Origin of the sequence: Bradyrhizobium betae (assembly GCF_004123905.1) — a bacterium.
GTDB lineage: Bacteria > Pseudomonadota > Alphaproteobacteria > Rhizobiales > Xanthobacteraceae > Bradyrhizobium > Bradyrhizobium betae_A.
The window spans coordinates 120,691-141,006 of record NZ_MZXW01000024.1; the positions used below are offsets into that span (position 1 = coordinate 120,691).

Below are 20,316 nucleotides of genomic sequence, written 5' to 3' on the forward strand. Positions count from 1 at the left end.
ACACCGGCACGATGGCATCGTCGGCCTTCAACGCCGTCAGGATCGCGACGAACCCCAGATCGCTGCCAGCTTCCGTGAATCGCTTCAGCACGGAAAGGCTGATCGCCGAGCGCCTGCACGCAGATCATCTCTCCGACCTCGTCGCGCTGCATCTCGATCCCGAGGTGTCCCGCTGTCTCCGGTCGCGTACGTGCGCCCGAGGTCACACCGCGTCCAGCGGTGACAGTCCGGTTCGCACGGATGGGACATTCTTCCTGGATTCCCGCATCATTTTTGCAAACGCGGCTCCGGCGGGCCCCTTTCTCCGGACGGGAACCCGAGGCGAACCCAAGAGTTCTTTACACAGACCTTTTCGAGCTCGAGTCCCGGTCGCTGGCACCAGGGATCCTTGAGACACACACCAGCCATCGAGGAAAGAAGTGCAGGGGGGTTCAATGACCGGTACGTCCACGGACGCTCCAGACAGTGGCCCCAAATATCTGCCACGGGTTTCAACCGGCAGTGCCGGCCTGGATGACATTCTGGGCGGCGGCTTCGACGCCAATCGGATGTATCTGTACGAGGGACGGCCGGGCACCGGCAAAACAACGATCGCGCTGCAATTCCTTCTCAGTGGCGTGCGTGACGGCGAACGTGTGCTCTATATTTCCCTCTCCGAAACCAAGCGGGAGCTGACCGTGGTGGCCCAGCGGCACGGCTGGTCCCTGGAAGGCGTCGACATCTTCGAGCTGGTGCCGCCGGAGACGACGCTCGATCCGGACCGCGAGCTCACGGTTTTTCATCCCGCCGAAATGGAGTTGAGCGAAACGACCGGCCTGATCTTCAAGGAGGTCGAACGGATCAATCCAACGCGCGTGGTGCTCGACAGTCTGTCCGAGCTTCGTCTGCTTGCCCAGAACCCGCTTCGTTACAGGCGGCAGGTGCTGGCCCTGAAGCATTTCTTCACCAACCGCAACTGCACGGTCGTCCTGCTCGACGATCTCTCATCGTCTCAAGACGACCTGCAACTGCATTCGATCGCGCATGGCGTCGTCATGCTCGAGCAGCTCGCGATCGGTTACGGGGCAGAGCGGCGCCGGATCCGCGTGATCAAGATGCGCGGCATTCGATTTCGCGGCGGCTTCCACGATTTTACGATCGAAAGAGGAGGCGTGCGGATCTTCCCCCGGCTCGTCGCGGCCGAGCATCACAAGCCGTTTGCCGGCGAGTTCACTCCCAGCGGCAACGCCGAGCTGGACCAACTCCTGGGGGGCGGCCTCGAACGCGGTACCAACGCGCTCTTCATCGGCGCGGCCGGCGTGGGCAAATCCTCGCTCGCGCTCACCTATGCGATAGCGGCCGCGCAACGTGGCGAGCATGCCGCCTTTTTCGCCTTCGACGAAGGACGCGGGACCGTGGAGGCTCGCGCCCGGGCGCTCGGCCTGCCGCTCGAAAAGTACGCCGATTCCGGGCTTATCCGGTTCCAGCAGATCGATCCGGCCGAGCTGTCGCCGGGTGAGTTCGCGGCAACCTTGCGCAGCAGCGTTGAAGTCGACAACGCCCGCGTGGTCATCATCGACAGCCTGAACGGCTACCTGAACGCGATGCCGGACGAGCGGTTTCTCATCCTGCAAATGCACGAATTGCTGACCTACCTGGCGCAACAGGGCGTGCTCACCATCCTGATCCTCGCCCAGCACGGGCTGGTCGGCCCGATGGAAACGCCGCTCGATATCAGCTATTTGAGTGATTCAGTGCTGATGCTCCGCTATTTCGAGTTCGGCGGAACGGTGCGTCGCGCCTTGTCGGTCGTCAAGAAGCGCAGCGGACGTCACGAACATACCATCCGGGAATTCCGGCTCGGCAGCACCGGTGTCAAAGTCGGACCGCCGCTCAAGGAATTCATGGGCATCTTTTCGGGCAATCCGCGTTATAGCGGCACGGATATTCCGGAAGAAGCAGCTGGATGAGCGCCGATCGGGATCACCGCGTTCTCATCTTTGCGCCGATCGGCCGCGACGGAGCGGCATCGGCCGAGCTTTTCCGCAGCGCGAATCTGGGGGCGATCAACTGCCGAAGCCTGCCTGAACTCGTCAGCGAGATGACCGCCGGCGTGGGCGCCGTCTTTCTGGCCGAGGAGGGATTGTTCGGGAAAGACACGGGGCCTCTGGCACAATGGATCGCGAGCCAACCGCCCTGGTCCGACCTTCCGTTTGTCGTTCTCACCAGCCATCGCGAGCAGCCGGCCGTCATCGCCTGGCGGCGCGATATTGTCGCGCTGCTCCGCAACGTTTCACTGCTCGAACGGCCGGTTCAACCGATCACGCTGACCAGCGCGGTTCAATCAGCGATCCGGGCACGGCGCCGCCAATATGAAATCCGGGCCCTGCTCGCGGCGCGCGAGCAGACTGCGCAGGAGCTCGAGAAACTGGTGGTCGAGCGGACGCGAGAGCTCGAAGAAGCCAACGAGCAACTTCGCCTCGAAATGAACGAACGCACGCGCGTCGAGGAGACGCTTCGCCAGGCTCAGAAGATCGAGGCCATCGGCCAGCTCACCGGCGGCGTGGCTCACGACTTCAACAACCTGCTGATGGTCATTTCCGGCGGGCTCGACATGCTCGACCGCCAGACGGATCCAAACCGCCGCCGGCGTCTGATGGACGGGATGATCCGGGCTGCGCAGCGCGGCGCCAGCCTGACGAAGCAGTTGCTGGCCTTCTCGCGCCGGCAGAAGCTCCGGCCGGAGCCGGTCGACGTCGCCGCCCAGATCGGCGGCATGCGGGAACTGCTCGATCGCAGCCTGCGGGGCGACGTCCACGTCGAATTCGATTTTCCGGACTCACTATGGCCGGTGGAGGTCGATCCCGGCGAGCTCGAGCTCGTCATTCTCAACCTGGCTGTCAACGCCCGCGACGCCATGCCGAACGGCGGGACGATCGTCGTGCGCGGGGAAAATCTTCCCGGTCTGAACGACGATGAGGTTGCAGGCGACTATGTACGTCTGTCCGTCGTCGACACGGGCGTCGGCATGGCTCCGGAGATCCAGTCGCGCGTATTCGAGCCTTTCTTCACGACCAAGGACGTCGGCAAGGGGTCCGGACTTGGGCTCGCGCAGGTCCACGGATTCGCCACCCAGTCCCGGGGCACGGTCCGAATCCAATCGGAGGTCGGCCGAGGCACCAGCATCGAGCTGTACCTGCCGCGATCGTCTGGTGTTCCTTCAAAAGAGCGACATCTCGTCGACCTTACCCGGGTGCGGCCGAAGAAGAGCAGTCATGGCCGAATTCTCCTGGTCGAAGACGATGACGAGGTGGCCGCCCTTGTCGGCGAGATGCTCGGCCAGCTCGGTTACGAAGTCACGCGCGCCGCCAGCGCCGCGGCGGCTCTCGGCGCCTTGGCCGATGGCCGCTCCGTCGATCTGATCTTCTCGGACATCATGATGCCGGGCGGCATGAACGGCGTCGAGCTCGCGCGGGAGATCAGGAAGAGACGAAGCGACATACCGGTGCTGCTGACCAGCGGATACGCCGAAGCCTCGGTCCACGAGGCGCAGATGGCGGGTGTTCAGATTCTGGCGAAACCCTACCACATCGACGAGCTGGCCGCGGCGCTGAGCACGGCAAAGTCGGGGCTTCGGCTTGACGCGGAAGCCAAACGCTCCAGTTCCTGCTGACGTCGCAAGCTTCTGCATCGCCGGCGGTTGATGGATGCCTATCGGAAATACCCCAGCACGAGATCGAGGTCCGCATTGCCGGCGGCCGTGCCGTTCAGCTCCGCGTCGATGACGCGGCGGCAGGCTTCGATCGCGGCGTGGTCGCCGAGATCGTTGGCGGCCTCCAGCACGAGCCAGGCGACGTCGACGGAAGCCTTCTCGGAAGCCGATCCGCCCGTCTCGGCGTTGAGGCTTTTGTTCTTGCGAATTGCGGTGCCGAATTGAGGCAACATGGCAAATACTCCCCTCTCGCTCAGTGCAACTGCTTAGTGCACCTGGAGCTCGGGCTGACGGCCCGTGGTGGAATCGGCACCCGCGCCGGTCTTGCGCGACTGGTAGAACTTCAAGACACTGCGCGAGGTCTCGGTCTTGAGCTTGCCGAAATCGCGTTCGTTGTCGTGGAGTTCACGCGCCGTGATCAGATGATCCTTGGCCCCGAGGAACAGCAGCGACATGGTCGTGTCCCAGGAGAAGTCGAGCGCCTTGCACAGCACCAGAAGTATCTCGCGGTTGCGGTCCATCATCGCGCGCTCGATCACGTCGACCGGCAGCGCCGACAGCAGCGACAGGCCGATCTGCACCTCGTCGAAGCGATGCTGGCGCGCATAGTTCGAGATCGAGTCCTGGTTGAGGTTGCCCTGGCGGTATTGCGTCGTCACCACGCGCTTGGCGACGAAATAGCTGCGCGACGAGGGACCGAACTTGGACTGCAGATCGCCGGTGACCTCGGTCACCGAACTCTGGATCTGCGCCATCATCTCGGGCCGCTCGCTCTCGAGCCGGCGACGGACGTCTTCCGACGCTTTCGAGATGAGCTGCTGGAAGACGTGGCGCGGCACGTCTTTGCGGAGGCCAAGCTGCTCGGCGAGAATCGAATCGCCCTCGGCGCGACGGACCATGTGCAGCAGACCCGAACCGGAGAAGCGCGCGCCCTCGTTTTTCGCGACTGACGTCACGACCTCCTGGTCGCCGCGCTTGACCAGCACGTCGGTAACGGCCTCGCCGATCGACTGGCGCTGGGAGATCGCGAGCAGGTGCGCCTGGCCCTTGGTCAGGGCGCTCTCGACCAGCATCTTCTCGTCGATACGATTGGAGTCGCGCAGCACCGGGCCGGCGACGGCGATCTCGTCGTCGAGGGCGAGTTTTGCGATGACGTTGAGCGGGGCGTGATCGCACGCCGACATCACGTCCGAGAGCTGCGCCCGCGCGGCGACCTCGATCTCATCGGCGAGCTTGCCGATGACCTCGCCGAACATGCTGATCTCGTCGTCGCTGTAGCGGCCGGTGATCAGAATGTCAGTCGCATGCCACAACGCCCGCGTCCGGCTTTCGTCGGTGCCGCGCGCGATCGCGTCGTCCAGATCCTGTAGAAGCGTTTTCGCCCCGTTCATCTCGATCACCCCAGTTCTTGGTCGTTCGTTGACGAGCCATCCCGCCTGTACGGGCGCGATGCCGAATTCCTCTGGGAGCCGAGACTAGGGAACAAACGCGAGAATCCGGTAAAATCGGTGAAGCAGTTTTGCCGAGCAAAATTCGTTAAAATGCGGGGGAATGGGTTTACTGGCGAGTGACGCCCCCGGCGTCATGGCCGGGCTTGTCCCGGCCATCCACGCCTCACCGCACGGCAAGAAGAACGTGGATGCCCGGGGCCTTCGCCTCGCCGAAGCGGCTTCGGCCGCGCAGGCGGGACAAGCCCCCGGGCATGACGATCCCCTACCTCACGGATTCTGTGGCGTCAGCACCAGCGGCGGCTTTGGTTTCGGCTTTGCGGGCGCAGGGCCCGGCGCGGGTCTCACCTCGATCGGGGGCGGGAGCGGGGCGACCTGCTGGCTTGCGAGCGGCGGGCTTGTGAGCGGAGGACTTGGTGCGGCAGGAGCAGCCTGCGGGGCCTTTGGCGTCGGCGCGGCCTTGGGCTTCGGCTGTGTTGCGCGGCGCGGATCGCGACCGGGCATCGGTACGTCAGTCAGCGACGGCTCCGGCGCCGGATCGGGCGAGACCAGCGTCGGCAGCGCGGCGGTGGCCGGCGGCGGTTCGCCGCGCTCGATCGCATCCAGCCGGCGCGTCTCGCGATCGATCGTGCGCACCGCAAGCCACGAGGACAACGGCGCGAGATCGACGGTGCGGTTGAGCCTGTCGGGGGGACCTGCCGCGAACAGCTGGATCTCCGGCGGCGCACCCGAGAGCCCGGTCATGATCGGCGTCAGGCTGGCGCGGATGTCGGCCTGGTCGGCAGGGATGTCATAGCCGCCGGAGACGATGGCGCGGGCATTCTTGGCTTCCAGCGGCGTCGCGCCGACGCGCAAACGCCCGTCGCGGATCGTGAACGGGATCTGCGCCGAGGCGACCGCGATCGGACCCGCCGCCAGCGCGGGCTCGACCAGCTGCCGCAGCCTGTTATCGTCGGAGACTTGGCCGCCGTCGCTGGCACGGATAGCTATCTCGAAGGCCCGCGGATTGAGGCCCGCGATCTCGGCGGAGTCCAGCGTCACCGTGCCGTTGCCGGCGAGCGCGCCGGTGAGCGCTGCGACGCTGCGGCCCTGGCTGGTCAGCGCCATCTGCATCGAGGCGCGTCCCTTGGGCAGCGCGAGATCGCGGTAGCGCAGCGTGGTCGCATCGACATTGGCAAGCTCGATGCGCGCATTCATCGCAACGCCACCCACGCCGTTGCGCGCATCGAAACTCGCCGAGATCTCGCCACCGCCGACGCCGCCCTTGAGGGCATCCAGCGCGAGCGATTGGCCGTCGCTGCGGATCGTGCCGCCGAAGGGACGCAGCTCGAGCCCGCCGGGCAATGTGCCGCGCAACGCCTGGAAGGCGATGCGACCCCGCCAGCCACTGATGAGCCCCGCACTCAGCGGCTCGCTCGCATCGTGTCCAGCCGCACCAATCGCCATCGCCAGCGCGGGCGCAAAGTCGAGCGTATCGAGGCCGACTTCGCCGTCGACGCTCTTCTCCTGATCGAGCGTGACCGAGAGACGACCGCGCAGGCGCGAGCCAGCCGCGTTGCTGTCGAGATCGTCGAAGGTCAGGCGATTGCCGGAGAGCGTGAGGCGAGACGACAGGCTGACGCTCTGCGCTGACAACTTGTCCGCCGTGCCAGTGCCGAACAGCGGCGCGAGGTTGACGTTTCGCACGCGCAGATTCACGTTGGCTTTCGGCTCCGACAGTTCGACACTGCCCTGCGCGTCCGCATCGAGCCCGCCGCCGCTGAGCTTTGCGTTCAATTGCAGCGGCCTCCGCCACGCGCCGCTCAGCTTGCCCTCAAACTGCGAGGCGCCCTCGCCTGCCGCCACGACGCGATCGAGGCCGACCAGCGCCAGCAATGCGCCGGCCTGCGGCGTCGACACTTTCGACTCCAACGTGAAATCGCTGTTGCGCAAGCGCTCGATGTCGATGCCGTTGACGGCGGCGAGCGGCGTCTGCGCGACCAGCGTCGCGGTGGCCTTCAGCTGTGGCGCGTCGAGCTCGAGCACGGCGCGGGCGTCGCCGCGATCGGCATGCTCGGCGTTCTTGTCGAGGCTGAGGTCGAGCTTCAGGCGCGTCGCACCGGGCAGCGATGGCAGGGCATCGAAGCGTGCGCGCAGCGAGGGCGCAAACGGCTCGATCAGCGCGGTCAGCTCGCGCAGTGAATTCGCCGAGGATTTCAGCGCGAGCTTGCCGGTGGCCCCGGTGCGGTCAAAACTGCCGCTCGCCTCGGTGGTCACGCCGCTGGTCTGACCGAATCGCAACTGCTCCAGCGACAGGGCATTCGGACCGTAGCCGAGCTTGGCCGCAAACGGCCGCAGTTCCTGGCCGGCGGAGATGGCGCGGCCGATATCGAGCGAGAGTTTTGCTTCCTCCGGCCATTCGCCTTGCGGCCCTGCGAGCGCGCGCACAAAACTCGCGGCGGCGTCGAGGTCGAGACGATCCGCCCTAAGCTCGGCGTCGATCCGCGAGCCTTTGCTGGCGCCTGTTTGCACGAAGCCGATGCGGCCCTCCACCGTGCCGCCTTCGACGTCGGCTTTCAGCTTGTCGATGGCGAGATGGTTGGCGGCGATGGTGACGTCGCCGGCGAGACGCAGCGGCCGCGTGCTGCGGCGGTTGATTTCGCTGCGGCCCTGAAGCCAGGCCACCAGCGTATCGGGATCGGAGGACTCGACGCTGAGACGGCCGCTAAAACTGTCGGCGCCGGGCGTCGCGCCGTTGAGCGAGAGCTGCGTCATGCCGGGCGCGCGCAGCTCGAGCCGCTGGAAGGTCCAGGATCTCCCGTCGGTCCTAAGCTCGGCCGCGATATTCTGGAGCGGACGGCCGCCGAGCATGATCTGGTCGGAGTTGAACTCGATCTGCGCCGGAATCGGCGCCTGCGGGATCGCCGCCAGGCCTGCGCGCAACGCCGGCAGGACACGCAGCGGCTCGGCATCGTCTTTGCTGGCGAGCTTGTCGGCATCGATCTGGCGCGCCGAGAGCACCGCGCGCAGCAGCGGCGAGGCGCCGAACCTGAGGTCGCCGATGCCGCCGAGCTTCAGCGCGTTGTCTTCGACGCCGAAGTTCACATCGATCTGGTCGAGCTTGGCGCCGGCCGGATCGGCCTTGAGTTTTGCGGTGACCTTCCACGGCGTCGGCCCCGCCTCGCCCGTCTTCTTCGCCGCGGGCACGGCGAGCGTCAGCGCACCGTCGAATTTCGGCAGGCGGTTGTCAAAGGCAAGCACGCCTTCGAGATCGGCGAGGATGGCGCGCTGGCCGGGATCGACGTTGAGATGGAGACGGGTGGCGCTGCCGTCGGCGCTGGGGCCGGAGGAGATGCGGAACGGGTAGCGCGTGCCTGATACCGTGACATTGCCGTCGCCCCGCACCGAGCCGGCGAGCGAGCGGACGTCGCCGGAGAAGGCGATGTCGTTCAGCTCCAAGGTCGAACGGCTGGCGGCATCATGCAGGGCGATGCGGCCGGTGAGGTTCAGCCGTTCGATCGCCAGCGAGGCCAGATTGAAGGTGCCGCTGGCAGTCGACGGCAGGTCGACCCGCCCCCTGGCATCGAGGCCGAGATCCACCGCCATGCCGTTGACCGTGAGCTCGGTGGCGCGCCATTCGCCGCGCATCAGGGAGCTCAGGCTGAACTCGACGTCGAGCTTGTCGGCGCGCAGGCGCCCGAGATCGTTGTTGCCGCCGAAGGTGACCGAGCGCAGCCGCAGGGTCGGCGCCGGCAGCAGCCGCGCGTCGAGCTCACCCGCCACGCGCACCGGCACGCCGATGATCCGGCCAGCCTCCGCCTCGAACTGGGGCCTGAACTGGTTCCAGTCGATGAAGTAAGGCCCGATCAGCGCGGCGAGCAGCGCTAAGATAAAGGCAATCGCCAATCCGAGCAGCGTCGTCTGCACGGGTCTCCCCTCGGCCAAACCGGCCCGGGCCAAACCTGAGGGCCTCAGGCGCGCCGGAACTTCCCCTTATATAAGGGGAAGTGTGGCGAAGTCACAGCGACTGTTGCGCGCGGAGGTTAACGCGCCGGCCTTACCAGCTGGCGGGCAACTGCGTCAGGCCGCGCAGCACGAAAGTCGGCCGCCATTTGGGGTTCTCGACGTCGTCGATGCGCAAGTCCGGCAACCGCCGCAACAGCGTCGCGATGGCGATCTCGGCCTCGATACGCGCCAATTGGGCCCCCAGGCAGAAATGGATGCCGCCGCCGAACGACAGCGGCCTGACGTTCTGCCGGGTGACGTCGAGCCGCTCGGGGTGATCGGGATAAACCGCCGGGTCACGGTTGGCGGAGCCGAGCAGGCAGAGCACGGTCTCGCCCTTCGGGATCCGCTTGCCGCCGAGATCCTCGATGTCCTCCAGCGCCACGCGCCCGGTCATCTGCACCGACGAATCGTAGCGCAGGAATTCCTCGATCGCACCCACCATCAGTTCCGGCCGCGCTTTCAGCAGCGCGAGCTGGTCCGGATTGCGGTGGAGCGCCAAGAGGCCGTTGCCGATCAGATTGACGGTGGTCTCGTGGCCGGCGCCGAACAGCAGGATGATGTTGGCGGTCAGCTCCTCGTTGGTGAGCTTGTTGCCGTCTTCCTCGGCCTGCACCAGTTGGGTGATGAGATCGTCGCCGGGATTTTTGCGGCGCAGCTCGAACAGCTGCTGAAAATACATCTGCGCCATCATGTTGCCGGCGTTGCCCTTGGCGATCTCCTCCGGCGAGAGCGGCACGGGATCGAGCAGCCGGCCGCCGTCGCGCGAGCTGTTGTAGAAGGTCTGGCGATGGTCCTCGGGGATGCCGAGCATGTCGCAGATGATGGTGACCGGCAGGCGGAAGGCAAAGTCCTCGATCAGGTCCATATGGCCGCGATCGATCACGGCATCGATGGTCTGGTCGACGATCTCCTGGATGCGCGGCCGCATGTCCTCGACGCGGCGCGCGGTGAAGGCCTTGACGACGAGGCCGCGCAGGCGGGTGTGGTCGGGCGGATCGGATTGCAGCATCCAGTGGCTCATGCTGCGAAACACCGGCTCGTCCATGATCTTGTCGCTGTAGCGGCGCTTGGAGCGCTCGACAAAATCCTTGCCGAAACGCTTGTCGCGCATCACGAGGCTGACATCGGCATGGCGGCTGGTGACGAACTGGCCGAACGGCGTCACGTGGATCGGATCGACCGTGCGCAGCCGGTCGTAATGCGGATAGGGATCGCGGATGAAGTCCGGCGACAGCGGGTTGAACAGCGGACTACCGTCGGCGCCTTGCACTTGCTCGTTCATGGTGACCTCAATCGGTTGCCGCATGACACGAATACGCTGAGCGCAGCCCCGCTGCCCGGCGTAACCATCCCCTTGTAGAATTATCAACTCGATACATTGTTGTATCGAATTGCATTCTGCCCTAACCTGGCGCGATGTCAAGGGTGAGAACACGGCCGACCAGGGACGATACGCGCGACAAGCTGTTCGAGGCGGCCGCGCGCGTGTTCGAGGCGGACGGCATCGGCGGCGCCAGCATCGAGGCGATCGCAGCCGCCGCCGGCTTCAGCCGCGGCGCGTTCTATTCGAATTTCAAGAGCAAGGACGAATTGATCATCGCCATGATCGAGGACCATGTCGACCAGTCGATCCGGCGCAACATGGACATCCTCGCCCAGCACGACAATCTCGACGATTTCATCGCCGCGTTGAAGTCGATGGACCGCACAAGACAGGACCCGCTCGGCCGCTCGCCGCTCCTGCACATGGAAATGATCCTGTTCGTCGCGCGCGCCGAGAAGCGCCGACCGGAACTTGCCAAGCGACTGCGCGCGCGGCGCAAGCTGATCGCCGACATCGTCGAAGCCACGCTCAAGAGCAACGGACGGAACGACAAACTGAACCCACTCTGGATGGCGTCCGTCGTGCTGGCGCTGGAAGACGGCTTTCGCCTGCACCGACTGATCGATCCGGAGACGACGCCGGCCGACAGCTTTTTGCGCGCGATCACCGATTTACGGCGGAGGACGGGGTTGGCGTCGGGGTGAAGGCGGTCTGGTTCGCCCAGTACGTGCCCTAAGCCGACCGCCTCACCTCAACCGCCCCCACCGCCGCAATATCCAGCCTTCCCAGCATCGCCCTCGCCTGCTCGGCGCAATGCTCGATCAGCCAGCGCTCGAAGGCAACAGGCGGCAGCGCGGGGGCGTAAAGAAAACCCTGCACGACGTCGCAGCCGAGCTCGGACAGCACCTTGCGTTGGCCCTCGGTCTCGACACCTTCGCCGACGACGGTCATGCCGAGGCCCTGGCCGACGCGCACCACGGCGGTGGCGATCGCGAGGGCGCCCGCATCCGTCTCGATGTCGCGCATAAAACTGCGGTCGATCTTGAGCTCGCGGATCGGCAGATGGGCGAGCCGGCTGAGGCTGGAATAGCCGGTGCCGAAATCGTCGACCGAGAGTCCTACGCCGAGCTCGCGGATCGCATTCATCGTCTCGAGCGCGGCGACGCCGTCCTGCATGAACGCGCCCTCGGTGATCTCGAGCATCAATGCATCCGACGGCAATTCGTATTCGGCGAGGATGTCCTTGAGCCGCGCGGCCAGCGTGACATTGCGGAAATTGATCGGCGACAAATTCACCGACACGCTGGGGATGTTGAGCCCGGCGCGGCGCCAGCTCGCCATCTGCCGGCAGGCCTCGCGCACCGACCACAGGCCGATCTGCTCGATCAGGCCGCAGTCCTCGGCGAGCGGGATGAATTTTGCCGGCGAGACGTCGCCGAGCACGGCATCGTGCCAGCGCGACAGCGCCTCGACGCCGTGAATGGCGCCGTCGCAGCTGCGGATCTGCGGTTGGTAGCTCAGCGTCAGCGCGCCCTCCGCGATGGCCTTGCGTAGCGCTGCGATCAACGCCAGCCGCTGCTCGGTGAGCCCGTTCATCTCGGCGCTGAACATACGATGGGTCGAACGTCCCGCCTGCTTGGCCATGTACATGGCGGCATCGGCCTGCTGCATCAGCGTGTCGATATCCGTCGCATGATCGGGATAGAGGCTGATGCCGATGCTGGCCGACATCGGCATCAGCTTTGATCCGAGCCGCAGCGGCGCGGCGAGCGCTTCGGTGATTTCGGCCGCGACGCGCTCGGCGCTGTCGGCGTTGCGCTGCGGCAGCAGGATGACGAATTCGTCGCCGCCGAGCCGGCCCAGCATGTCCTCGGGGCCGATGTGCTCGCGCAGGCGCTGCGCGAGCTGGATCAGCAGCTCGTCGCCGGCGGCATGGCCGAGCGTGTCGTTGACGTCCTTGAAATGATCGACGTCGAGGAAGGCGAGCGCGACATGGCTGCCGGTCGGACAGGCGTCGATCGCGGTGGTGATCAGGTGCCGCAACTGCGCGCGGTTCGGCAGGCCGGTGAGGATGTCGTGATAGGCGAGCCGCGCGATCTCGGCGCGCGCTTCCTTGCGCTCGATCGCGAAGGCACCGAGATCGACGCAGGCATCGACGATACGGCGATGCCAGTTGCTCGGCGCGCGCGGTTCGCGATAGTAAAACGCGAAAGTGGCTATGACCCGGCCGTCCTTGGCCTTGACCGGGGTCGACCAGCAGGCGCGCAGGCCGATCGCGAGCGGCATCGCCTTGTAAGGCTGCCAGCGCGGATCGGTCTCCAGGTCCGTCGCCAGAACCGGCTCACCGTAGAAGGCCGCGGTGCCGCAGGAGCCGACATTAGGGCCGATCGCGATGCCGTCGAGCGCGCGGGAGTAGTCCTCGGGCAGGCTGGGGCCGCCGAGCGGATGCACCAGGCCCGCGGCGTCGATGTGAAGCAGCGAGCAGACCACGTCGGGCGCGATCTCCTCGACGCGGCGGCACAGCCTGTCGGCGATGTCGGTGATCGGCACCTCATCGGCCAGCGCGCCCATGATGAGCTGCTGGAGCGAGCGCAGCTGCTTGGTCTCGGTGATGTCCTCGAGCAGCGCGAAGATGTGCCTGACCCGGCCCTTCTTGTCGCGGAAGGCATCGAGGCGAGCGCACACCCAGATCTCCTCGCCGTCCTTGTTGTAGACCAGCGTCTCGATCTCGCCGCGCCGCGCACCGGCCGTCAGGCGCTTGACGAGCCTGGCGACGCCCTTGCGATCGGTGTGGCAGCCGGCGATGAGCTCACCGGCGCGGCGCCCCACGGCCTCCTCGCTGGTGTAACCGAACAGCGCCGTGAACGCCGAATTGACGTAGACGATGTTCTGATCGACGTCGGTGATGATCACCGCGCGGTTGGTCTGGTCGGACACGGCGTGGAGCAGCCCGATCCTGACGCGGCGGTCGGCATCGGCGGTGACGTCGCGCGCGAACACGATGCGATGGATCGCGCCGCCGACGGCCGCCGACGACATCACGATCTGCGCCTTGATGCGGCTGCCGTCGCGCCGCACGAGGCTGATCTCCTCGCGGAAGTCGGCAACCGGATCGGCCTTGAGGCACCTGAGCGTGAGAATGTCGGCATCGCGGCCGAGCACATCGGTGCGTGCAAGCTTCCAGATCCGCTCCGCGGCGGTGTTGAAATGCGTGATGCGATGCGCGTCATCAACGATGACGATAGCATCGTCGGCGCATTCAAGCGCGGCGCGCAGCACGTCCGGCATTTCCGTCACTAAGCAGTCGGCGGCAGACATCATTGAACCCGGAAGGCATCGGGAAAATACGGCAATCGGCCCGAAGCTAACGCTCCGATGGTGTCCAAGACGTTTTTGCAATCCCGCCGCACCGCGCCAAGACGCGACATACTTAACGTTCCGCGAAAAAGCGAAGGTATCTTGATGCGTTCCGGAACTTACTCGGCTGCGGGTCGGGGGCTAAGCCTGCACAGCCGGCCGGCAACAGCCCGCACCTTGCCCGGCGAGGCCTGCCAGACCGACAGTGCCGACAATCCACTCACGGCGATGGCGATGGCGAAGGCGAGCGTGTAATCGCCGGTGCGATCATAGAGGAAGCCGGTGAGCCAGGGACCCGCTGCGCCGCCCGCCAATGCCGCGAGCATGATCATGCCGAAAATGCTGCCCTGGTGCCTGCCCTGGAAAATCTCGAACACCACCGCGCCCATGATCGAGGTGAGGCCGTAGCCGAGCGCGCCTTGCGTGAACACCATGACGTAGACCAGCAACAGCGACGGCTGGAATTTGAGCGCGATCAACGCCGCAAAGCAGATCGCAAAGCCCGCGCAGCTGATCGCCCACACCCACTCCCGACCGATCCGGTCTGAGACATGGCCGAGCAGGATCTGGCCGGGGATGCCGAGCAGGCTGACGGTACCGAGCGCCCAGACCGCAACGCTCGGGCTGAAGCCGATGTCGAGCAGGAATTTTGTCTGGTGCACCTGCACCGCGTACCAGATGTACAGGCCGCAGAAATAGCCGAGCGCGATCCACCAGAAGCGCGCGGTCGCGACGGCGCGCTTCAGCGTCCACTCAGTGTTGGCCCAGACGGGATCGACGACGTTGGAGATTGGTTTTGCGGCCCCCGCGGCCGGGGCGGCATCGCCGTCCGGCCGAAGGCCGATATCCTCGGGGCGCTTATGCAGGAACAGGTTGATGGGCGCCAGCACGGTCAGGACGAGCAGGCCCATTGCGGTGCAGGCGGTGCGCCAGCCGGTCTGCTCGATCATGTGCTGCACCCAGGGCAGCAGCGTCATCGAGCCGATGCCGACGCCCGCAAAGGCGATGCCGATGGCGAAGCCGCGCTTGCGGATGAACCAGTTCGGAAGGAACAGCGACTGGCCGGAATAGCCGAGACACACTGAGCCTGCGCCGACCATGACGCCGATGGTCATGTAGAGATGCCAGGGTTGGCTGGTGAGCGGGGCGAGCAGCAGCCCGCCGCCCATCAGCACGACGCCGAGCTCCATCACCGCGCGGGGACCGGCGCGATCCATCAGACGGCCGATCAGCGGACTCGCCACGCCTGAGGCCACGAAGCCGAAGGAAAATGCGCCCGCGGTGATCCCGCGCTCCCAGCCGAACTCGGAGATGATCGGCGGAAAGAACAGAGAGAAGGCGGTGCGCGCGTTGACGCCGATAGCCATGGTGACGAAGGTCACCGCGACCACGACCCAGCCGTAGAAGAACGGAAGCCGCATGTTTTTCTTATTTCATCCCTAGACGATCCTAACGACCATCCGGAGCTGCCTGGGTCAAGCGATTTTCGCGACTGCACGTTGGGCGGGCCCATCGCTTTTGAACATTCACAAGAGGTCGTCATGCCCGGGCTTGTCCCGGGCATCCACGTTCTTTGTGCCGCGAGAAAGAAAGACGTGGATGGCCGGGTCAGGCCCGGCCATGACGCTGGGGGCGACCAACGCTCATATGCTCAGGCCGCGTCTAGCTGCGAGGTGCGAACGGAGTCGTCGAACGTGATCTGGTCGACCGGCTGCGGACGCCCGAACAGATAGCCTTGCGCAAAATTGACGCCGAGCGCCGTCAGCCGCTCGAATTCTTCATTCGTCTCGACACCCTCGGCGGTGACCGACATGTCCAGCCCGCGCGCCAGCGTCACGATCGAGGCGATGATGGCGGAAGAGCGCGGCTGATGCGTGAGGTTGCGGATGAACGACTTGTCGATCTTGATCTTGTCGAACGGGAAGGTGGTCAGATAGCTCAGCGACGAATAGCCGGTGCCGAAATCGTCGAGTGCAAGCTCGATGCCGAGGTGCTTCAACCGTTCCATGAAGGCGAGGTTCTCGACCCCGCGTTCCAACAGCACCGATTCGGTGATCTCGATCTCCAGCCGCTGCGGCGGCAGGCCTGACGCCGCGAGCGCCGCGCTGATCATCTCAAACAGCTCGGCTTCCTTGAACTGGATCGGCGACAGGTTCACGGCGACCATGAGATTGGCGGGCCAGCCGGCCGCGTCCGCGCAGGCCCGCCGCAGCACGAACTCGCCAAGCGGAACGATCAGCCCGGTCTCCTCGGCAAGCGGAATGAACTGGTCCGGCGGAATCAATCCGCGCGTCGGATGCCGCCAGCGCACCAGCGCCTCGAAGCCGCGCCGCTCGCTGCTGAGCGCGTCGACGAACGGCTGGTAGTGCACCTCGAGCTGGCAGCGTGCGATGGCGTCGCGCAGATCGCCTTCCAGCGTATTGCGCGCCTCGAGCTCGGCCGACATCGCCCCGTCGTAGATGGTGAAGCAGTTGCGGCCGGCCGATTTCGAGCGGTAGAGCGCGAGGTCGGCCTTCTTCAGCAATTGCTCGTGGTCGCTGCCGTGGTCCGGCGCGATCGCGATGCCGATGCTGGTGCCGATCTCGACGCGATGTCCGGGCAGCAGGAACGGCTCGGCGACGAGCTTGGCGATCCGCGCCGCGAGCTCGGTCGAGCAGGCGCGCTGATCCTCGCAAGCGTCCTGGATGATGGCGAATTCGTCGCCGCCGAGCCGCGCCAGCACGTCGCTCGCGCGCAGCGCCGATCTCAGCCGCTGCGCCACCTGGCGCAGCAGCACATCGCCGGCGCCGTGACCGAGGGAGTCGTTGACGTTCTTGAAGCGATCGAGGTCGAGCATCAGGATCGAGAAGGTTGAACCTGAATCGTTGAGCTGGCCGTTGAGCTCGTCGAGCCGGGCGAGGAAGAAGGCACGGTTCGGCAAGCCCGTCAGGATGTCGGTCTGGGCGAGCTCGAGCACCCGGCGGTTCGCCAGCGACAGCCGCCGTGAATTGCGGCTTGCGAGCATCAAATAGGTCGACAGCGACAGCGTGAGCAGCATGCCGACGATGAGAACCGCGGCCGCGCGGTCGTAGGCCGTCTCCAGCGCGCCGCCGGCGGTCGGCGTGGCGCGCACCTGCCAGTCGGTGTCACCGATCTTGAGACCACCGGACCAGTGCACGCCCCGGGCGACATCGCGCATCGACTGCGGCGCCGTGGCGGCCGACGAAAAATCCGGCAGCATCTCTTCGAGGCTGACAATCCGCCCCGTGAAGGGCGGATAGATGTTCACACTGACCGCGGGGCTTGCTCCGGTGGTCACGCGAATGGACTGGATCAGCAGCGGCAGGTCGAAGACACCGACGACGAAGCCGGCGAGGTTGCGGCGGCGATCCGCGACCGTCTCGCGCGACGTCCCCTTGGCATAGACGGGAATGGCAACGAGGATGTCGGGCTGCCGGCCACCTTCCTTCGGTTCGTAGAGGTGCGTGCGGATCGAAGCGACCCGGTCGTTGTCGCGCGCGCGCTCCAGCGCCGCGCGACGTTCAGGGATGGTCGCGTAATCCATGCCGTAGACCGGCGAGGTCTTCGGCTGGGTCGAGTAGAACACCGGGAAATATTCGTCGCCCTGCGGCGCGACCGCCAAGGTATCGCCCTGAAGCGACTTGATGCGATAGCCCGATACGCCGTCCGCGATCGCGGCGGCCTCGTATTCGGCGCGCTCCTTGCGGTTGACGCGCGGCAGCCAGGCGATGCGCAGCATGCCGGGATGGCGCTCGAACAGGCGGGCGCTGAAAGTCTCGAATTCGCTGCGGGTGATTTCCTCGTTGGTCGATTCGAACAGCGTGCGCAGCGCGACGAGCCTGGAGATGTACTCGCCCATGCCGTGCTGCATGACGATCGCTTCGGTCTCGGCCGCGTTCTCGAACTCGATCCTGTTGACGCGATCTTCCCATCGCGCGACCGCAGCCGCACCCACGATCGAGAACAGAAGTCCGACGCCAATCGCGACCAGCGCAGGGCGATACAGCCCGAGCAGCGGCGCGGCGCGCCACCATCCGGTCCTCCGCTCCCGATCCTGATCGTTCTGATCGCGACCGCCCATCTTGATCCGCACGTCCCCTCGTCGGCCCACTTCTGGTTGAGCCACCGGAACCGCTATCGGACAAGGATCGGGGTTAAGAACCGTACAATTTCGGGATGCGGGTGTTTTCGCATTGCGCGACTTAGTTAACGATTGCCCTGCAAATCGCGGCAGTCTGAAAATAACTTGCCGGTTTTCCCCGGAGTCTTACGGACCATTGGTGCGGCGCGCCTTAGCGACCTGTTCAGCCCGCAGACCTATCGTTTCGGCCGAATTCGTCCAGCATCCGGCAAGCATCCTCATGACACGATCGCGATCCGCGACACGCCTCGCCTTGACCATCGCGTTGCTGGCATCAAGCCTGCTGCCTGCGAAGGCCGCCGAGGCCGGCGTCAGCGACGACGCGATCCTGTTCGGCCAGGCCGCCGTGCTCGAAGGCCCCTCCTCCGCGCTCGGGCAGCGGATGCGGCAGGGCATCGTCGCGGCATTCACCGAGATCAACGAAAAGGGCGGCGTCCACGGCCGCAAGCTCCAACTCGTCAGCCGCGACGACGGCTACGATCCCGATCGATCTGTGGCGCAGACGCTGCGGCTGATCGAGGAGGACAAGGTGTTCGCGCTGATCGGCGCGGTGGGCACGCCGACCGCGATCGCGACGATCCCGATCACCAGCGCCCGGAACGTTCCCTTCATCGGCCCGTTCAGCGGCGCCGAATTCCTGCGCGACCTCGAGCTCGCCAATGTCGTCAACATCCGCGCCAGCTATGGTGCCGAGGCCGAGGCCTGGGTCAAGCACCTCACCGAGGATCGCAAGTTCACCCGCATCGGCATTTTCTACCAGGACGATTCCTTCGGCCGCGACGGTCTTGCCGGCGTGAAGCGCGCGCTCGCCAAGCGCGGGCTCGAGCTTGCCGCCGAAGGCACTTTTGAACGCAACACCCGCGCCGTCGCCTCGGCCTGGCGGATGATCAAGCGCGCCGAACCGGAGGCCATCGTCATGGTTGGCACCTATGGTCCCTGCGCCGACTTCATCAAGCTCGCGCACCGCAGCGGCGCCTATCCGACCTTCGTCAACATCTCCTTCGTCGGCGCCAACGCGCTCGCCAAGGAGCTCGGCCCCGATGGCGAAGGCGTCATCGTCTCGCAGGTGGTGCCGTTTCCCTGGGATCGCTCGCTCAAGCTCGTCGCCGACTACCAGGCCGCGCAGAGGGCGTTCGACCCGACGCTGACACCGGACTTCGTGTCGCTCGAAGGCTACCTCTCCGGCCGCCTCGCGGCCGCGGCGCTGGAAATGGCCGGCCCGCAACCGACGCGCGCGAGCCTGTTGCACGCCATCAACGATGTCGGCCGCTTCGACATCAGCGGCAAAGTCGTCACTGTCGGCGTTCGCGCGATCGACACGCCACCAAAAGTGTTTTTGACGGTGATCCAGAAGGACGGCACGTTCAGGGCGGTGGACCGGCTTTAAGGCCGCCGCGTCCAGCGGTCGGCATTGACCGCTCCGACCGGCACCTCGCCTTTGACGATGGCCTCGACCTGCCGCACGGTTTCCAGCGACTGGTATTCGATCGCCTGCGGCGTCAGGCCGCCGATATGGGGCGTCGCGACGACGTTGGGAAGCTTTGCCAGCTCCAGGCTCGGCATCTGGTCGGGTGCGCGGCCGACATCCATCGCGACACCCGCGATGCGGTTTTCGCGCAGCACTCTCGCGAGCGCGGCCTCATCGACGAGATTGCCGCGGGAGAGATTGATGAAGACGGCGTGCGTCTGCATCCGCGCCAGCGCCGCCTCGCCGATCAGATTCTCGGTCTGCTCGTTGGCGATGGCGAGGCAGACGACATAGTCCGATGCAGAGAGAAGCTCGTCGAGACTGACCTGACGGATGGCGCTGTCGCTGACATCAGCGAAGGGATCGGCGACCAGCACCTCCATCCGCATCACCTTTGCGATCTCGGCAAGATAGCGCCCGATGCTGCCATAGCCGATGATGCCGATTTTGCTGCCCGCGAGCTGGCGGCCCATCCGCGCTTCGACCTTGCGGCCGGCGTGATAGTCGGCCGTCGTCCGCGACACGCCGCGGGAGAGATCGACCATGAAGCCGACCGCGAGCTCGGCCACCGCCTGCACGAAGCCGGGCCCGGCGCGGGTCACGAGCACGCCGGCTTGCGAGGCTGATTCCACATTGACGTTGCGGATGTCGACCGCGCAGCGGACGAAGGCCCGCAAACGCGGCAGTTGCGCAAAGATCTCGCCGCGTCCCTCGGTCATGCGATCGGCGACGATGATGTCGGCATCAACAGCCGCGCGGACGAGGCCGGCTGCGTCGAGAGTATCGTCGCTCTCATGCAGGATCACCTCCGCTGTCGCGCGAAGACCGTTGAGGCTGCGATCGCCATAGTAATTGCGCCGCATCTCCGGCGTGTGCGCGAGCAGGACTTTCACGACAAGA

12 protein-coding genes are annotated in these 20,316 nt (G+C 65.7%); 4 read left to right on the forward strand and 8 right to left on the reverse strand.

Going from position 1 to position 20,316, the window contains the following annotated elements; all coding sequences use genetic code 11:
• Positions 1–434: 434 nt before the first annotated feature.
• Together B5V03_RS22220 and B5V03_RS22225 are read left to right on the forward strand one after the other, a co-directional pair.
• Positions 435–1,949, forward strand: a complete 1,515-nt coding sequence (locus B5V03_RS22220) for an ATPase domain-containing protein (protein ID WP_129272525.1) — start codon at positions 435–437, stop codon at positions 1,947–1,949.
• Positions 1,946–3,652, forward strand: a complete 1,707-nt coding sequence (locus tag B5V03_RS22225; protein ID WP_129272526.1) for an ATP-binding protein — start codon at positions 1,946–1,948, stop codon at positions 3,650–3,652. Before B5V03_RS22220 ends, B5V03_RS22225 begins: the two co-directional genes overlap by 4 nt.
• Before the next feature lie 38 nt (positions 3,653–3,690).
• On the opposite strand, the gene B5V03_RS22230 is transcribed toward B5V03_RS22225, so the two are convergent.
• From B5V03_RS22230 to B5V03_RS22245, 4 genes are all read right to left on the reverse strand, one after another.
• Complete coding sequence (locus B5V03_RS22230) at positions 3,691–3,924, reverse strand: hypothetical protein (protein ID WP_129272527.1); 234 nt, start codon at positions 3,922–3,924, stop codon at positions 3,691–3,693.
• 33 nt (positions 3,925–3,957) lie between these two features.
• Complete coding sequence (locus B5V03_RS22235) at positions 3,958–5,082, reverse strand: DUF2336 domain-containing protein (protein WP_164988198.1); 1,125 nt, start codon at positions 5,080–5,082, stop codon at positions 3,958–3,960.
• Between the two features lie 327 nt (positions 5,083–5,409).
• Positions 5,410–9,045 (reverse strand): AsmA family protein, encoded by a 3,636-nt coding sequence (locus B5V03_RS22240; RefSeq protein ID WP_129272529.1) that lies wholly within the window; start codon positions 9,043–9,045, stop codon positions 5,410–5,412.
• Between the two features lie 130 nt (positions 9,046–9,175).
• Positions 9,176–10,408, reverse strand: coding sequence for a cytochrome P450 (locus B5V03_RS22245; protein WP_129272530.1), 1,233 nt, complete (start codon positions 10,406–10,408; stop codon positions 9,176–9,178).
• Between the two features lie 134 nt (positions 10,409–10,542).
• Here B5V03_RS22245 and B5V03_RS22250 point away from each other — a divergent pair, with 134 nt between their 5' ends.
• Positions 10,543–11,154, forward strand: coding sequence for a TetR/AcrR family transcriptional regulator (locus B5V03_RS22250; RefSeq protein ID WP_129272531.1), 612 nt, complete (start codon positions 10,543–10,545; stop codon positions 11,152–11,154).
• 28 nt (positions 11,155–11,182) lie between these two features.
• On the opposite strand, the gene B5V03_RS22255 is transcribed toward B5V03_RS22250, so the two are convergent.
• From B5V03_RS22255 to B5V03_RS22270, 3 genes are all read right to left on the reverse strand, one after another.
• Positions 11,183–13,768 (reverse strand): EAL domain-containing protein, encoded by a 2,586-nt coding sequence (locus B5V03_RS22255; RefSeq protein WP_129272532.1) that lies wholly within the window; start codon positions 13,766–13,768, stop codon positions 11,183–11,185.
• Between the two features lie 158 nt (positions 13,769–13,926).
• A complete protein-coding gene (locus tag B5V03_RS22260) occupies positions 13,927–15,228 on the reverse strand; it encodes an MFS transporter (protein ID WP_129272533.1) in 1,302 nt (433 codons plus the stop codon).
• A gap of 230 nt (positions 15,229–15,458) precedes the next feature.
• Positions 15,459–17,888 carry a putative bifunctional diguanylate cyclase/phosphodiesterase gene (locus B5V03_RS22270; protein WP_129272621.1) on the reverse strand — a complete coding sequence of 810 codons (2,430 nt, stop codon included), beginning with the start codon at positions 17,886–17,888 and terminating at the stop codon, positions 15,459–15,461.
• Between the two features lie 280 nt (positions 17,889–18,168).
• On the opposite strand from B5V03_RS22270, the gene B5V03_RS22275 reads away from it, so the two are divergent.
• The gene (locus B5V03_RS22275; protein WP_129272535.1) at positions 18,169–19,335 is read left to right on the forward strand and encodes an ABC transporter substrate-binding protein; all 1,167 of its coding nucleotides are present in this window, start codon (positions 18,169–18,171) and stop codon (positions 19,333–19,335) included.
• On the opposite strand, the gene B5V03_RS22280 is transcribed toward B5V03_RS22275, so the two are convergent.
• Complete coding sequence (locus tag B5V03_RS22280; protein WP_129272536.1) at positions 19,332–20,309, reverse strand: hydroxyacid dehydrogenase; 978 nt, start codon at positions 20,307–20,309, stop codon at positions 19,332–19,334. The genes B5V03_RS22275 and B5V03_RS22280 overlap by 4 nt on opposite strands.
• Positions 20,310–20,316 lie beyond the last annotated feature (7 nt).

Coding starts and splice junctions, on each gene's coding strand:
- B5V03_RS22220 (WP_129272525.1), top strand. CDS start 435: ATGACCGGTACGTCCACGGACGCTCCAGACAGTGGCCCCAAATATCTG.
- B5V03_RS22225 (WP_129272526.1), top strand. CDS start 1,946: ATGAGCGCCGATCGGGATCACCGCGTTCTCATCTTTGCGCCGATCGGC.
- B5V03_RS22230 (WP_129272527.1), bottom strand. CDS start 3,924: ATGTTGCCTCAATTCGGCACCGCAATTCGCAAGAACAAAAGCCTCAAC.
- B5V03_RS22235 (WP_164988198.1), bottom strand. CDS start 5,082: ATGAACGGGGCGAAAACGCTTCTACAGGATCTGGACGACGCGATCGCG.
- B5V03_RS22245 (WP_129272530.1), bottom strand. CDS start 10,408: ATGAACGAGCAAGTGCAAGGCGCCGACGGTAGTCCGCTGTTCAACCCG.
- B5V03_RS22250 (WP_129272531.1), top strand. CDS start 10,543: ATGTCAAGGGTGAGAACACGGCCGACCAGGGACGATACGCGCGACAAG.
- B5V03_RS22255 (WP_129272532.1), bottom strand. CDS start 13,768: ATGTCTGCCGCCGACTGCTTAGTGACGGAAATGCCGGACGTGCTGCGC.
- B5V03_RS22260 (WP_129272533.1), bottom strand. CDS start 15,228: ATGCGGCTTCCGTTCTTCTACGGCTGGGTCGTGGTCGCGGTGACCTTC.
- B5V03_RS22270 (WP_129272621.1), bottom strand. CDS start 17,888: ATGGGCGGTCGCGATCAGAACGATCAGGATCGGGAGCGGAGGACCGGA.
- B5V03_RS22275 (WP_129272535.1), top strand. CDS start 18,169: ATGACACGATCGCGATCCGCGACACGCCTCGCCTTGACCATCGCGTTG.